This is a genomic window from Sphaerisporangium sp. NPDC049457, assembly GCF_055586705.1.
The window spans coordinates 134498-148959 of sequence record NZ_JBVJHR010000008.1 but is presented as its reverse complement, the minus strand read 5'-3'; the positions used below and the strand labels follow the sequence as shown (position 1 = coordinate 148959).

Below are 14462 nucleotides of genomic sequence, written 5' to 3'. Positions count from 1 at the left end.
GATGTGGTCCCGGCCGCCGCCCGGCCCCTGGGTCTCCCGCAGCCGCTCGGCCTCGTGCTCGGCGCGGGGGGGGGCCCACCCCGACCCGACCCCCCCCCCCCCCCCCCCCCCCCCCCCCCCCCCCCCCCCCGCGCCCCCCCCCCCCCCCAAAAACCCCCCCCCCCCCCCCCCCGCGGCTTTTTTGCTGGTCGTTTCGGCCTTTCTCCTTCAGGAGGGGTACACGACACGCTGTAACCGGGTAATAACTCACAAGGAGTGATCCATCGGAGCGGGGGAGACGTAACGTGAGACACGTCGAGATCCGGGTGGTCGCCATTGGAACGGGGGCGCTGGCCCTGCTGCTGGCAGGTGGTTGCGCGGGCTCCGGCACCGAGAAAGGACAGAACACTTCCGACTCAGGGCGAGACGTGGCTGTGAGCGTCTCTCCGGGCAACGGGGCGGCCCAGGTGGCTCCTGAGCTACCGGTCATGGTCGGGGCCGTCAACGGCGCGCTCAGGAGCGTCACGGTGCGCGCCAAGACCGGCGCCGTCGTCGCGGGCGTGCTGAGCGCCGACCGCACGCAATGGCGCAGCAAGCGTGCGATGGCCCCCGGCGAGAGCTATGTGGTCACCGTCGAGGCCGTCGGGCCCTCCGGGGGCGCCAAGCACCTGACCAGCGAGTTCTCCACTCTGAAGGCCGCTCAGACGTTCGCCGTGGACAAGATCCTGCCGCACAAGGAGATCACCGGCCTCACCGTCGGCATCGGCATGCCGATCATGCTGACCTTCGACCGCGGCATCACCGACCGGGTGTCGGTCGAGCGGAACCTGCTGGTCCAGAGCTCCAGGCCGGTCGAGGGCGCCTGGCACTGGCTGGACGACAAGTCGGTGAGCTTCCGGCCCAAGAAGTGGTGGCCGGCCCACACGAAGGTGAAGCTGGTCGCCCAGCTCGCCGGCGTGCGCGGCGGGCCCGGCATGTACGGCTCCCAGGACTACGTCCGGGAGTTCCAGATCGGCCGTTCGCAGATCAGCCACGCCGACACCGTCACCCACCAGATGACGGTCAAGCGCGACGGCAAGGTCATCCGCACGGTGCCGCTCAGCGCCGGGGACGGCGGCAGCTGGAACCACTACACCACCAACGGCATCCACCTGGCCATGTCGCGCGAGGACGTCACCACCATGACCTCCCCCGACGCCGGCCCCGGCAGCCCCGGCTACTACAGCCTCACCGTGTACGACACCGTGCGCATCTCCGACAGCGGCGAGTACGTCCACGGGGCGCCCTGGTCGGTGGGCTCGCAGGGCAACTCCAACGTCAGCCACGGCTGCATCAACGTCAGCCCCTCGAACGCCAAGTGGTTCAAGGAGACCACCCTCATCGGCGACCCGATCATCGTGAGCGGCACGCCCCGCCAGCTCGACCCGGGCAACGGGTGGGGGTACTGGCAGGAGAGCTGGCCGCAGTGGCTGCGGTGGAGCGGGCTGCGGTCCGGGTTCACCACCGAGGCTCTGTCGGCGATCCCGGTGTCCGACCACATCACCAAGAAGGCCGACGACACGACCAAGCGGAGCGTCCCCTCCTGAAGGCACGCGGCCGGGCGGCACGGCAACGACCGGCGAACACGGCACGACGGACCCGGCACGAGGAGACGGACACGGCACGACGAAAGGAAGGGCCCGGGCGCGTCGCGCGCCCGGGCCCTTCCTCTGCTCGATCTCAGCCGATCGAACGGCCGCCTCAGTGGCCGATCGACTTGGTGGTCTCGTCGCCGGCGCCGGCGCCCACCGCGGCGTGCGGGGCCTCGTGGCCGTCGTGACCGTTGTGGTGCTGCCCGTCCAGCGAGATCGCCTCGGTGTCGGCCGAGTAGGTCTCGCTGAGCCTGGCCCGGAGCCTGCCGAGCGGCCCGCGCATGCCCTTCGGGGGGATGCCCTCGCCGTCCGCGGCGGCCTCGATGGCCGGGATGGACTTCTTGCCGCGCACGTGCGCCGCGATGTCCTCGGCCGGCGGGACGTGGACCTCGATGTACTCGCCGTGCGGCAGCCGCTTGATCACGCCGGACTCGACGCCGTGCGACAGCACGTCCTGGTCGTGGCGCTGGAGGCCGATGCACATGCGGTAGGTGATGAAGTACGCGATCGCCGGCCCGACGAAGATCAGCACCCGGCCGACCTCGGTCGTGGTGTACAGCGAGATGTGGAACTTCGCCGAGATCCAGTCGTTGGCGCCCAGCAGCCACAGCAGGCCGTAGAAGGTGATGGCCGCCATGCCGATCGAGGTGCGGTGCGGGTTGTTGCGGGGACGGTCGGCGATGTGGTGCTCGCTCTTGTCACCGGTGATCCACTGCTCGGCGAACGGGTACAGCGCCAGGCCCGTCATGATGAGGCCCATCGGCCCGAGCGCCGGGATGAGCACGCTCAGCGGCAGGGTGTACCCGAGGAAGTTGATCTCCCACGACGGCATGAGCCGCAGCGAGCCTTCCAGGAAGCCCATGTAGAAGTCGGGCTGGGAACCCGCCGAGATGTCGGCCGGCGTGTACGGCCCGAACAGCCAGATCGGGTTGATCTGGGCGAACGTGCCGAGCAGCGCCAGGACCCCGAAGGTGAACAGGAAGTACGCCCCGGACTTGGCCATGAACGACGGGTAGAACGGCGCGCCCACCACGTTCTGCTCGGTGCGGCCCTTGCCCGGCATCTGCGTGTGCTTCTGCACCCACATGAGGATCAGGTGGGCGGAGATCAGCGCCAGCAGGATGCCCGGGATCAGCAGGATGTGGATGCTGTAGAACCGCGAGATCACGTCGTGGCCCGGATACTCCCCGCCGAACAGGAAGTAGGTGATGTACGTGCCCACCAGCGGGATCGAGATCGCCACGCCCTCGGTGATCCGCAGACCGGCGCCGGAGAGCAGGTCGTCGGGCAGGGAGTAGCCGGTCAGGCCCTCCAGCAGGGCCAGGGTGAGCAGCAGGACGCCGATGATCCAGTTGAGCTCGCGGGGCTTGCGGTAGGCGCCGGTGAAGAACACCCGGAGCATGTGCACCATCATGCCCGCCACGAACAGCAGCGCCGCCCAGTGGTGGATCTGCCGGATCAGCAGGCCGCCGCGCACGTCGAAGCTGATGTGCAGCGACGAGGCGTAGGCCTCGGACATGCGCACGCCCACCAGGGGCGCGTACGAGCCGCTGTAGGTGACCTCGCCCATGCTCGGCTTGAACCAGAACGTCAGGAACGTACCGGTGAGCAGCAGAATGACGAACGAGTAGAGGGCGATCTCACCGAGCAGGAACGACCAGTGGTCGGGGAAGACCTTGCGGAGGTTGCGCTTGAGGAAGTTCCCCGCGCCGATGCGCTCGTCGATGAAGTTCGCGGGTCCCGCTATGGCCTTGGGAGTGCTGTCCAGGCTCATGCCTTCCCCCTGACTTCGGCTTCGGCGTCCCCGCGCTCCCAGAAGCTGGGACCGACCGGGACGTTGAAGTCGCTCTGTGCGATGAGGTAGCCCTCGCCGTCGACGCTGATCGGCAACTGGGGCAGGGGACGGGCGGCGGGGCCGAAGATGACCTTCGCTCCGTCGGCCGCGTCGAACGTGGACTGGTGACAGGGGCAGAGGATGTGATGCGTCGTCTGCTCGTACAGCGCCGCAGGGCAGCCCACGTGCGTGCAGATTTTAGAGTACGCAACGATTCCGTCGTGGGTCCAATTGAGGTTGGTGCCCGACTTGAGGTCCTCAGGCCTGAACTTGATCAGGATGAGCGTGGCCTTGGCCAGGGCGTTGAGGTCTTCCTCGTGGCCCTCCGGCACGACCGACAGGATGCCGCCGGGGGAGTTGAAGTCGGCGGCGCGGATGGGCTGCTTGGTGCCCTCGACCATCAGGCGCATGCCCTTCTTCCACACCGTGTGCCGAAGGCTCGTGCCCGGCAGGGGGCCGAGGTCCTTCAGCAGCACCAGCGGGAGCAGGCCGAGCGGGGCCGCGGCCAGCAGGAGCGTGCGGCGCAGCAGCTTGTGCTTGACGAAGCCGCTCTCGTTCGCGCCCTGAAGGAAGGTCGCGCCGACGGTGTCGCGGACCTCCGGCGCCGACACCATCGGGTGGCGTTCCTGCACCAGGTTGTACTTCGGCATGATCTGCCGGACCCAGACCACGATGCCGGCCGCCAGCGACAGCAGGGCGACGGTCAGCGAGCTTCCGAGCGCGAAGTTGGAGACCTGCGTCCTGTCGATGGTGCCGACCTGGAAGACGACGTACGACACGATGAACACGATCGCGGCGAGGAAGGACACCACGAACAGCAGGGCGACCACGCGCTCGGCCTTGCGGGCCTTGACCGGGTCGGGGTAGGTCACCCCCTCGTCGACGATCTCCTCGTGGGCGCTGGGCGGCGCGCCGAGCGCGGACGCCGCGTCCCCCGGCGGGGGCGTGCCGATGACGCGCCTGGGGACGCGTTCCTCGACCTGCTCGATGTTGGAGTTCTCAGTCATGGTTGGCCTGACGCTTCTTCGCGGTGATCCAGATGGCGGCGAGGGCGAGGAGGCTGATGCCGACGACCCAGCCGACCAGGCCCTCGGTCACCGGGCCGATGCGGCCGAGGCCGCTGCCGCCCGGGTCGGGCTGCTGGCGGACGCTGACGATGTAGGCGATCATGTCCCGCTTCTCCTCGGGCGTGATCGTGCTGTCGTTGAAGACCGGCATCGCCTGCGGGCCCGTGGCCATCGCCTCGTAGATCTGCGTGGGGGTGGCGGGGTTCAGCGGCGGCGCGTACTTGCCGTAGGTCAGGCCGCCGCCCGAGCCGACGAAGTTGTGGCACTGGATGCAGTTCGCGCGGAACAGCTCGCCACCCTTCGCCGGGTCGCCCTTGGCCGGGTCGACCGACTCAAGGGAGGGCTTGGTCGGGCCGCCGCCCAGCGACTGCACGTACGCGGCCAGCTGACGGATGCTGTCCTGGTTCACCCAGTCCGGCGGGCGCTTGCGCGGCGCCTGGGGGCCGGGGTCGGAGAACGGCATGCGGCCGCTGGACACCTGGAAGTCCACGGCCGCCGCGCCGACGCCGACGAGGCTCGGGCCCGATGCACCGCCGGACGAGTACGACCCTTCGCCGTTCAGGCCGTGGCAGCTCGCGCAGTGCGCCGCGAACAGATCCTTGCCCGCGGCCACGTCGTCCGCCCTGCCGGAGGCGATCGCCGCGTCAGCTCGGTCGCCCCCGGGTGCCACCAGGGCGTAGACCCCTCCGAGGAGACTCAGGGCAAGGAGGAGGACGGCGTATCGCGCGAGTGGATGCCGCCTCCGTGCGGTGATCGAGTTCACCGATATCCTCGTTCCGATCATTTGATGATGTAGATGGTCGCGAAGAGGCCGATCCAGACGACGTCGACGAAGTGCCAGTAGTAGGACACGACGATCGCGCTGGTGGCCTGCTCATGGGTGAAGCGCTTCGCGGCGTACGTGCGTCCCAGCATGAACAGGAACGCGATCAGACCACCGGTCACGTGCAGGCCGTGGAAGCCCGTGGTCAGGTAGAAGACCGAACCGTAGGCGTTGGAGGACAGGGTCACGCCCTCTTCCACAAGGTTGTGGTACTCGTACAGCTGGCCCCCGACGAACCACGCGCCCATGAGGAAGCTGATCACGTACCAGAACCGGAGCTTCCTGACCTGGCCCTTCTCAGCGGCCCACACGCCGAGCTGGCACGTCACACTCGACAGCACCAGGACGATCGTGTTGACCAGCGCGTACGGGATGTCCAGGTGGACGCCTTCGGGCAGCGTGGGCCACGGTTTGCCCTGGCCGAGGCTGACCGACCGGATGGTGAAGTACATCGCGAACAGCGCCGCGAAGAACATGAGCTCAGAGGACAGCCAGACGATCGTCCCGACCTGGACCAGATTGGGCCGGCGGGACGGTGCTGCTGTCGTCGTCGTAATTGCGGATGCTGTCGCCACGCCCGACATTATTGCGGCTGTTGGGGTCGGGTCGCCGCACGACCCCCCGGTAAGGCCACCTCAGGCCGATAAACCAGACATAAGCCAGGAACGGCGCTAAGTGTGACTGGTCTGGGTTTCCGTCGCCGGGGACAGGTACCATCCGTGGTGACCATACCTCGTCCCAATCGATAGTGAGCGCGACCGTGAGCATGAGGGTTCTCGTCTACAGCGACGACGCAAGCACCCGCGAGAAGGTGCGGCTGGCGATCGGGCGGCGTCCCGCCGCCGACGTGCCCCTCGTCGAGATCGTCGAGTGCGCCACGCAGCCGGCCGTCATCAAGCAGCTCGACTCCGGCGAGATCGACGTCGCGGTGCTCGACGGCGAGGCCGTCCCCGCGGGCGGCATGGGCATCAGCCGCCAGGCCAAGGACGAGGTGTACGACTGCCCGCCGATCTGCCTGATCATCGCGCGGCGCGACGACCGCTGGCTCGCCGACTGGTCGCGCGCCGACGCCGTCGTGGCACAACCGCTCGACCCCATGGCGCTCGCCGAGGCCGTCGCCGGTCTCATGCGAAGCCGCTCGGCCTCCCGCATCGCCTCCCACTGACCGGAGACTCCATGGACGCGCGCACCACGTGGCCCGCGCTGCTGTCGGCCGTGCTCGCCGGCGAGCACCTCACCGCCGACGAGACCGCCTGGGCCATGGGCGAGATCATGTCGGGCTCCGCGACGCCCGCCCAGATCGCCGCCTTCGCCACCGCCCTGAAGGCCAAGGGCGAGACGGTCGCCGAGGTCGTCGGGCTCGCCCGCGCCATGCTCGACCGCGCCACGCCGCTGTCGGTCGAAGGCCCGACCGTCGACATCGTGGGCACCGGCGGCGACCGCGCGCACACCGTCAACGTGTCGACCATGGCCGCGATCGTCGCCGCCGCCGCGGGGGCCAGGGTCGTCAAGCACGGCAACCGCTCGGCGTCCTCGTCGGTCGGCGCCGCCGACGTCCTTGAGTACCTCGGAGTCGTCCTCGACCTGTCGCCGGAGTTCACCGCGCGCACCGCCGTCGAGGCCGGCATCGCCTTCTGCTTCGCGCCGGTCTACCACCCGGCGCTGCGGTTCGCCGGCCCCGTGCGCAAAGAGATCGGCATCCCCACCTTCTTCAACTTTCTCGGCCCGCTCACCAACCCCGCCCGCCCGGGCGCGCAGGCCATCGGCGTCTACGACCCGGGCATGCTGCCCGTCGTCGCCGGGGTCTTCGCCGAGCGAGGCGTGTCCGCCCTGGTGTTCCGGGGGGACGACGGGCTGGACGAGCTGTCCACGGCCACCACCTCCACCGTCTGGGTGGTCCGTGACGGCACCGCCGTCGCGATCGCCTTCGACCCGCTGGACATCGGCGTCCCCCGCTCCGAGCCCGACGCGCTGCGCGGCGGCGACGTCGAGTTCAACGCGCGCGCCGTGCACGACCTGGTCGGCGGCAAGATGGGCCCGGTGCGCGACGCCGTGCTCCTCAACGCCGCCGCCGCCCTGGTCAGCCTGGAAGCAACCGCCACGGCCCCCGACCCGAGCCCGCCCGGCGACGCCCTGGTGGCCGCCATGAGCAGGGCCTACACCCGCGCCGCCGAAGCCGTCGACTCGGGCCGCGCCGCCGAAACCCTCACCCGCTGGGTAGAGATCAGCCGCTCCCACAAACACCGATGACCCACCGTCGGAGCCCAACAGGCCGCCCCCGGAAGTGGCGCCTTCGGCGCTGTTCTTCCAGGGCGACCCTCGCCGCCGGTGGGCCCCACCGCCGCGCAAGCGGCACCCGTCCTTCCCCGGTCGCGTGCGAAGCGTCTGTCCGTCCCCTGCATAGTGCCGTTCCGCCTTGGGCGTAGCGTCTGCCGCTCCCACGGGCGTAGTGTCGCCCGTCCCGGCGTAGCGCCGCCCCATCCCTCCGTCCCGTGGAGTGTGCTTTTCCCGGCGCCGAAGCGGTGGGAGGGTGGTCGGCGATCGCGGCGCCGCCTTACGGTGATCAGCGCGTCGTTCCCGCTCACCACTCCCCGTCGTCCGAGCCGGCCTCAGTAGGCCACCTCGGACGGCTTCGCCTGTGCGTCGCCGCCTACTGAGGCCGGATGTTGTGGTTGCCGGCGAACAGGTTGCCGGGGTCGTACCGACGCTTGATCGCCGCGAGCCGCTCGTAGGTCCGCGTCGGATAGATCGCGGCGACGTCCTCCTCGCTGGCGGAGGCGAGGAAGTTGGCGTAGGCGCCGTTGACATGCGGCGCGAGTCTCGCCCAGACGGCCTCCAGAGCGGGACGCCCGGCCTCGACGACCGGCCGCGGTCCCACGATGGTGGTCAGGAACATCAGCTCCGCCTGGCGATGCGCGTACGCGCTGGCGTCCTCAGGGACTCGGGACACCGCGCCGCCGACGCTGCGGACGGCGATGAAAGGCGGCCTCTCCGCCGCCCCGACCTCGATGAGGATCCGCAGGACCTCGGGCACCGACGCCGGGTCGACGAACGCGCTCCGGGTGACCAACTGGATGCCCGGCGGCGGGGTGGCGCCCTCCACGAGCGTGTCCGCGTAGGGCCTCAGCGCGACATCGTCGTCGATCACCGTGCCCAGCCGCCGGATCGGGTCGATGGCCTGCGCCGCGAGCTCCGGGGCGTCGCCGTCGAAGGCGACGCGGATCTCGACCGGGGCTTCGGAGCCGCCCGCGAAGGGATTGGCGAACTCCGCGATCGAAGTGAGCTCTTCTGGGGCGGTGCGGAGGTAGTCCGCCCACCCCTGCAGCACGGTGGCCCGCTCCGAGGCGGGGAAGGCGATCCTGCCGAAGAAGACGTCCGTCGTCGGGTGTGCCGCGAACTCGAAGGCGGTCACGATCCCGAAGTTGCCGCCGCCACCGCGAACCGCCCAGAACAGCTCGGGGTTCTCCTCCGCGCTCGCCCGTACGACGTCTCCGCCGGCCGTGACCACCTCCACGGTGACCACGTTGTCCAACGCGAGGCCGTACTTCCTGACCTTCCAGCCGATACCACCGGTCAACGTCAGCCCGCCGACACCGACGCCCTTGGTGTCGCCCGAGGAGATCGCCAGGCCGTGCGGGGCCAGAGCGGCCGTGACCTGCCCCCAGGTGGCGCCGCCGTCGATCCGGACGAGGTGACGGTCCTTGTCGATGACCTCGACGTTCGCGAGCCCGCCGAGATCGATCACGACACCGTCGTCGTTGGTGCCGAAGCCCGCGAAGCTGTGGCCGCCACCTCGCACGGACAGCGCGAGCCCTGCGCGAGCGGCGAACCTGACCCCTGCCCGGACGTCCTCGACGCTCTTTGGCCGCAGGACATAGGCAGGACTGCCCGAAGCCAATACCGAACGACCGGCCGAGGGGTACTCCGCTGTGCCCGGCTCGATGATGTCGCCGCCGAAGTCGCGGCGAAGGGTTTCGAGCGCTGAGCTCATGATGTTCCTTTCGAACGAAAGATCTCCGCGCGCCGCGTGGATCGTCGGCGCCGCGTCCTGACGTGCAAGAGATCCCGGCGACCCGATCCTTGTGACAGCGCGGAAGTGTGACGTGCGTCACTGATCGTGGGTGTCACAAAGCGGTGGGGACCGGGATCTAATGCGTGGCACGATCGAGAACGCACAGGCAGGAACCAGTGATGAGCGAACGCGGCGAGATACCGGGCGAGATACCGACGGACCTGGCGGGTGCCCTCGCGGACGGCAGCGGGGTTCCGGCTGTGGACCCGGCCACAGAGGCGTTCCTCGCCCACCGCAACCTGCTGTTCACGGTCGCCTACGAGATGCTCGGCTCCGCCGCCGACGCCGAGGACGTCCTGCAGGAGACATGGTTGCTGTGGGCGGGCGTCGACCTCGGCGGGGTACGGGATCGGCGTGCCTACCTTGTCCGGATCACCACCCGCCAGGCGCTTAAACGGCTGCGTACCCTCGGCCGGCGCAGGGAGTCCTACGTCGGCCCCTGGCTGCCCGAGCCGCTGCTGACCGCGCCCGACGTGGCCGAGGACGTCGAACTCGCCGACAGCGTCTCGACGGCGATGCTGCTCGTGCTGGAGACGCTCACGCCGACCGAGCGGGCGGTGTTCGTGCTGCGCGAGGTGTTCGATCTGGACTACGACGAGATCGCCGAAGCCGTCGGCAAGAATCCGGCCGCGGTCCGCCAGATCGCCCACCGGGCACGGGCCCACGTCGCCGCGCGCCGGCCACGCGACGTCGTCTCCCAGGCCGAGATCCGAGCCGCGCTCAAGGCGTTCCAGCGGGCGGTCGAAACGGGCGATCTGCAACGCCTGCTCGACATCCTCGCGCCGGACGTCGTTCTCCTGGCAGACGGCGGCGGAATCAAGCAGGCCGCGCTGACGCCCGTCGTGGGGGCCGGCCAGGTGGCCCAGGCGCTGGCCGGGATCGACCGCGCGGTGTCGCTGAGTCCGGCACAGGTCAATGGTCACCCGGCGCTGATCGTCCGGCTCAACGGCGCGATCGAGACCGTCGTGACCGTGCGCGTCGACGGCGGCCTCATCACCGGTCTCTACGCCGTCCGCAATCCTGAGAAGCTGTCGCGTCTCGACCGAGAAACCCCTGTGAGCCGCTGAACACCGAGGCGTCCCTGAAGATCATGCCTGCCGTCGGCATAGGAGCCGGCCCCATTCGACGCGCCACTGGGAGAACGTGGTCGTTCTAAGGAACCTCTAAAGGTGGCTGAAACCACGCCAGAGGCTGTGATGTTGGTGTTGTCCGCATGGCGCCGGTTCTCGTCCGGCGTTCAGTGGACGAAAGGCATCACGATGATTGAACGCACACGACTGGTCGTGGCCGCGGCATCGCTCGCCGTGCTGGTCGCGACCGGTACGGCGTCGGCGGCGTCGGCGTCCGGTTCGGCTCCGACGCCCGGCCCGCTGAAATCCGATTCCGCGCCGGTCAAGGCGGATGGGAGGTCCAAGGCCGACGCGGACGCGGACATCGTGGCGATCGCGGCGAAGCTCGGGGTGACGGCCGAGCGGGTCGCCGCCGCGGTGACCTCGGCCAAGACGTCGACGGTCCCCTCGGCCGACGTCATGCCGAACGCGTTCGTCGCGGCGGTGGCGGCAAACCTGGGACTGCCGGTCCCGCAGGTCGAGGACGCGTTGAAACCGTTGATCGCCGAGCCCGCACCGGCTGGTGACAAGCAGGGTGGACAGGGCACGGTGGAGAGGAAGGTCACGGACGGCCCGCAGAGCTCGCCGATCACCACCGACGCCGCGGCGGCGTTCGTGGCCACGGCCCTCGGCGTCGATCAGGCCAAGGCCAAGACCGCTCTGGCCGCTTTGGCGGCGGCGGCATCGGAGTCCGGCCGCGTCGACCCGACGTCCGAAGTCTTCGGGGACGTCGCCGCCTCGCTCGGGGTCGGCTCCGACCGGCTCCTGACCGCGTTGCGCGACCTGAAGCAGTCGCTGCACAACGACTGACGGCCCGTGGCACGCAGCATGGCTTCAGGATCGACGGTGAGAATGGGCGACCATGCGGATACTCGTGGTGGATGACGACCCGGCTGTGCGGCGGTCCTTGGAACATGCGTTGCGCCGGGACGGCTACGCCGTGTCGTCCGTCGCCGATGGGGCGTCCGCCCTCGCCGAGCACGGTGTGTTCCGCCCGGACGCGGTGGTTCTCGACGTCCTCATGCCCGAACCGAACGGGCTGGAGGTGTGCCGGTCCCTGCGTTCGGGCGGGCACGACACGCCGATTCTGATGCTCACGGCCCGGGACCTGGTCACCGACCGGGTCGCCGGGCTCGACGCGGGGGCTGACGACTACCTGGCCAAGCCCTTCGCCCTGGACGAACTGCGGGCCCGGCTCAGAGCCCTGCTCCGGCGCAGCGGCGCCAGGGCCGAGGTGCTGCGCTTCGACGACGTGGACCTGGACTTGAGCGGCTGCAGGGCCGAGCGTGCCGGCCGGCACCTGAACCTGACCAAGACGGAGCTGTCCCTGCTGGAGTTGTTCCTGCGCAATCCCCGCAGAGTGCTGAGCCGGACCCAGATCTTCGAGTCCGTCTGGGGCTACGACTTCGGCCCCGAGTCGAACGCGCTTTGGGTCTACATCAGCTACCTGCGAAGCAAGCTCGAGGCGGACGGCGGCAGCAGATTGATCCAGACAGTGCGCGGCCTGGGGTACGTCCTGCGCGAGGAGCCATGAACCTGCGCACCCGGCTGGCCATCGCCGGCGGTTTCGTGGTCGCCGGCGCCCTGCTGCTCGTGTCGGTGGTCCTGTATCCGGCGGTGGACGCCAACCTCCGCCACCAGATCGACAGCTCCCTGGTCCTGGCCGTCGACCAGGCACCGACCGTGGCCCGGGCCATCAAGGACAGGTACCGCAAGTCCACCACGGAGCCGGACTTTCCCTATGTGCCGCTGGGGATCGGCAGCACCCTGCTTCAGATCGTCCCGGGCCCCGTCCGGATCGGGCCGTCGACGCAGTTCGTCGACCTCACCGCCCGAGACGTCGCCGTCGCGGACGGCACCTCGGGCGCCTACTTCCGTGACACGGTCTACAACGGCGTCGACTACCGCGTCTACACCGCCCAATACCCCGCAGGACCGGGAGCGCTGGTGCGCACGGCCATCCCGCAGTCCGCTTACGCGCCCACGTTACGCCAGCTCGCCTGGCTGCTCGCCGGCTCGACGGTGGCCGCCGGGCTGCTGGCGGCACTGGTCTCGCGCCTGGCGGCCCGCCGCGTCCTACGCCCGGTACACCAGCTCACCGAGACCGTCGAACTGATCCACGCGACCGGAGACCTGGCGATCCCGATCCCCGCCGACAGCCGAGATGAGATCGGCAGGCTCGGCTCCGCGTTCGCCGCGATGACCACCGCCCTGGACGAATCGGTCGGCGCCCAGCGCCGTCTGGTGGCCGACGCCTCCCACGAACTGCGCACACCGCTGACGAGCCTGACGGTGAACCTCGAGTTGCTGGCGGAGAACCCGGCCGACGCGCAGGCCCCGCTCCTCGCCGCCGAAGCGCTCGGCCAGGTCGGCGAACTCAAGACACTGGTCAACGACCTGGTCGACCTGGCCCGCTACGGCCAGGCCGCGTTCCACACCGAAGACGTCCGCCTCGACCTCGTCGCCGAGCGCGTCGCGGCCCGCGCGGCGCGCCGGGCACCCCAGATCGAATTCGAGCTGGCCTGCGTGCCCACCCTGGTCCACGGAGATCCCGACGCCCTGGAACGCGCCGTCGCGAATCTCGTGGACAACGCCGTGAAGTGGAGCCCGCCGGACGGCCGGGTCCGGATCAGCGTCAAGGCGGGCACCCTCGACGTCGCGGACACCGGCCCAGGAATCCCTGACAGCGACCTCGAATACGTCTTCGACCGCTTCTACCGATCACCCGCAGCCCGTGCGCACCCCGGCTCCGGACTGGGCCTGGCCATCGTCCGGCAGGTCGCCGAGGCCCACGGCGGGACGGCTAACGCCATACCGTGCCCAAGCGGCGCGCTACTGCGGCTGGTACTGCCGACATGTAGCGAACACGCGGAGTCCTAGGCGACGCTCCGGCACCGGTCGGGGCGATCGCCGACCCGGGCGGCCGCGAGACCACACCCCCGGCACAAGCCCGGGCCAAGGGCCGTAGCCGGCTCCGGACGGGGCTGATATCTGCCTGTGTTGTCACCGGCGTAGCCAGGCGGTACTGCCGGTTCGGCGGTGTGACGCGATCCTTCCCTGCACCCATCTCCCGCGCCAAGATGCCGGGGAGGTGGTTCATTGTGATCTGGTCGCCTTGTGCTTTGCGGCCGCGGCGATGGGGTCCGTCGTTCCCGCCGCGTCGCTGTTCAGATCCTGCGCCACCGAGGACACCGTCCGATTGTGATCGCGGGCGTACTTGCGGAGCACGGCGAAGGCTCCGCCGACGTCGATGCGAGCGCGTACGGCGAGCATGGCTGTCTAGTCCCATGAGATGCCTGACGTTTCTGTCCCAGGAGATGGGCGACAGGTGATCTAGGAAACATGGCCGGCCTTGCGGGGCCGGTGAGCTTTGTGGTTGCGGATCGGGATGTCGGTGGTCCGCCGTACGGTGCGTGGTCCCTCGTCTAGGTCGATGGTCAAGGTGGTGTCGCTGACGTGGACGGTGACGACCTGGCCGGCGTACATGCGGCCCAGGGAGACGGTCTGCCGGGCGACCATGATCACGCCGAAGGATGTGGCGCGTCGTTGCACCGTGACCGGTGACTGCGCCGGGACCGCAGGCGGGCCGGCGGGTCGGGCACCGCGCAACAGCAGGCACGCGTGCCAGGCCAGCGGGTTGGGGCGGGTGCGCAGCAGCTCGCGGGTGTCGGGGTCGAGGAACATCAGGGTGTTCTCCTCGATCCGGATGGTGACCCGCCGTCCGGCCAGGATCTCGGCGGCCAACTGGTAGCGCCCGCCCAGGCTGACCATGCCGTACTTGTTCACCGTCCGCTCCACCTCCAACGCGGCGTCGGTCTCGGCCTGCGGCAGTGGGGACGGCCCCGCCGAGCGCCCGCCGCGGGCGAACAACATGGCCAGGTCCGCCGTCGACAGATGCGAACGCAAGCTCTTCAGCCGCACCCCACCGGACAGCAGATGGATCACAT

General features: G+C 69.7%; 13 protein-coding genes. 7 read left to right on the top strand and 6 right to left on the bottom strand.

Going from position 1 to position 14462, the window contains the following annotated elements; genetic code table 11:
- Positions 1-284: 284 nt before the first annotated feature.
- Complete coding sequence (locus tag ACZ6QO_RS14715; protein ID WP_465850905.1) at positions 285-1565, top strand: L,D-transpeptidase; 1281 nt, start codon at positions 285-287, stop codon at positions 1563-1565.
- 154 nt (positions 1566-1719) lie between these two features.
- Here ACZ6QO_RS14715 and qcrB read toward each other — a convergent pair whose 3' ends face one another.
- Genes qcrB through ctaE form a run of 4 tightly spaced genes read right to left on the bottom strand, consistent with a single transcriptional unit; the run spans position 1720 to position 5918 of the window.
- Positions 1720-3384 (bottom strand): cytochrome bc1 complex cytochrome b subunit, encoded by a 1665-nt coding sequence (gene qcrB, locus ACZ6QO_RS14710; RefSeq protein WP_465850903.1) that lies wholly within the window; start codon positions 3382-3384, stop codon positions 1720-1722.
- Entirely contained in the window at positions 3381-4451 is a 1071-nt protein-coding gene (qcrA, locus tag ACZ6QO_RS14705) for a cytochrome bc1 complex Rieske iron-sulfur subunit (protein ID WP_465850901.1), read from the bottom strand. The genes qcrB and qcrA overlap by 4 nt, the downstream gene beginning before the upstream one ends.
- Positions 4444-5295, bottom strand: a complete 852-nt coding sequence (gene qcrC, locus ACZ6QO_RS14700; RefSeq protein WP_465850899.1) for a cytochrome bc1 complex diheme cytochrome c subunit — start codon at positions 5293-5295, stop codon at positions 4444-4446. Before qcrC ends, qcrA begins: the two co-directional genes overlap by 8 nt.
- A complete protein-coding gene (gene ctaE, locus ACZ6QO_RS14695) occupies positions 5292-5918 on the bottom strand; it encodes an aa3-type cytochrome oxidase subunit III (protein WP_465850898.1) in 627 nt (208 codons plus the stop codon). The genes qcrC and ctaE overlap by 4 nt, the downstream gene beginning before the upstream one ends.
- 182 nt (positions 5919-6100) lie before the next feature.
- Here ctaE and ACZ6QO_RS14690 point away from each other — a divergent pair, with 182 nt between their 5' ends.
- Together ACZ6QO_RS14690 and trpD are read left to right on the top strand one after the other, a co-directional pair.
- Positions 6101-6499 carry a hypothetical protein gene (locus ACZ6QO_RS14690; RefSeq protein ID WP_465851133.1) on the top strand — a complete coding sequence of 133 codons (399 nt, stop codon included), beginning with the start codon at positions 6101-6103 and terminating at the stop codon, positions 6497-6499.
- Positions 6500-6510: 11 nt separating this feature from the next.
- Entirely contained in the window at positions 6511-7584 is a 1074-nt protein-coding gene (gene trpD / locus ACZ6QO_RS14685) for an anthranilate phosphoribosyltransferase (RefSeq protein ID WP_465850896.1), read from the top strand.
- 400 nt (positions 7585-7984) lie between these two features.
- On the opposite strand, the gene ACZ6QO_RS14680 is transcribed toward trpD, so the two are convergent.
- Positions 7985-9325, bottom strand: a complete 1341-nt coding sequence (locus tag ACZ6QO_RS14680; protein ID WP_465850894.1) for an FAD-binding oxidoreductase — start codon at positions 9323-9325, stop codon at positions 7985-7987.
- A gap of 200 nt (positions 9326-9525) precedes the next feature.
- On the opposite strand from ACZ6QO_RS14680, the gene ACZ6QO_RS14675 reads away from it, so the two are divergent.
- The 4 genes from ACZ6QO_RS14675 to ACZ6QO_RS14660 all read left to right on the top strand — a co-directional run bounded on the left by ACZ6QO_RS14675 (position 9526) and on the right by ACZ6QO_RS14660 (position 13395).
- Positions 9526-10473 carry an RNA polymerase sigma-70 factor gene (locus ACZ6QO_RS14675; protein WP_465850892.1) on the top strand — a complete coding sequence of 316 codons (948 nt, stop codon included), beginning with the start codon at positions 9526-9528 and terminating at the stop codon, positions 10471-10473.
- Positions 10474-10575: 102 nt separating this feature from the next.
- The gene (locus tag ACZ6QO_RS14670; RefSeq protein ID WP_465850891.1) at positions 10576-11325 is read left to right on the top strand and encodes a hypothetical protein; all 750 of its coding nucleotides are present in this window, start codon (positions 10576-10578) and stop codon (positions 11323-11325) included.
- A 52-nt stretch (positions 11326-11377) separates the two neighbouring features.
- Entirely contained in the window at positions 11378-12049 is a 672-nt protein-coding gene (locus tag ACZ6QO_RS14665) for a response regulator transcription factor (RefSeq protein ID WP_465850889.1), read from the top strand.
- Positions 12046-13395 (top strand): sensor histidine kinase, encoded by a 1350-nt coding sequence (locus tag ACZ6QO_RS14660; RefSeq protein WP_465850888.1) that lies wholly within the window; start codon positions 12046-12048, stop codon positions 13393-13395. Before ACZ6QO_RS14665 ends, ACZ6QO_RS14660 begins: the two co-directional genes overlap by 4 nt.
- Positions 13396-13611: 216 nt before the next feature.
- Here ACZ6QO_RS14660 and ACZ6QO_RS14655 read toward each other — a convergent pair whose 3' ends face one another.
- Complete coding sequence (locus ACZ6QO_RS14655) at positions 13612-13788, bottom strand: ANTAR domain-containing protein (protein WP_465850886.1); 177 nt, start codon at positions 13786-13788, stop codon at positions 13612-13614.
- Positions 13789-14462: the final 674 nt, after the last annotated feature.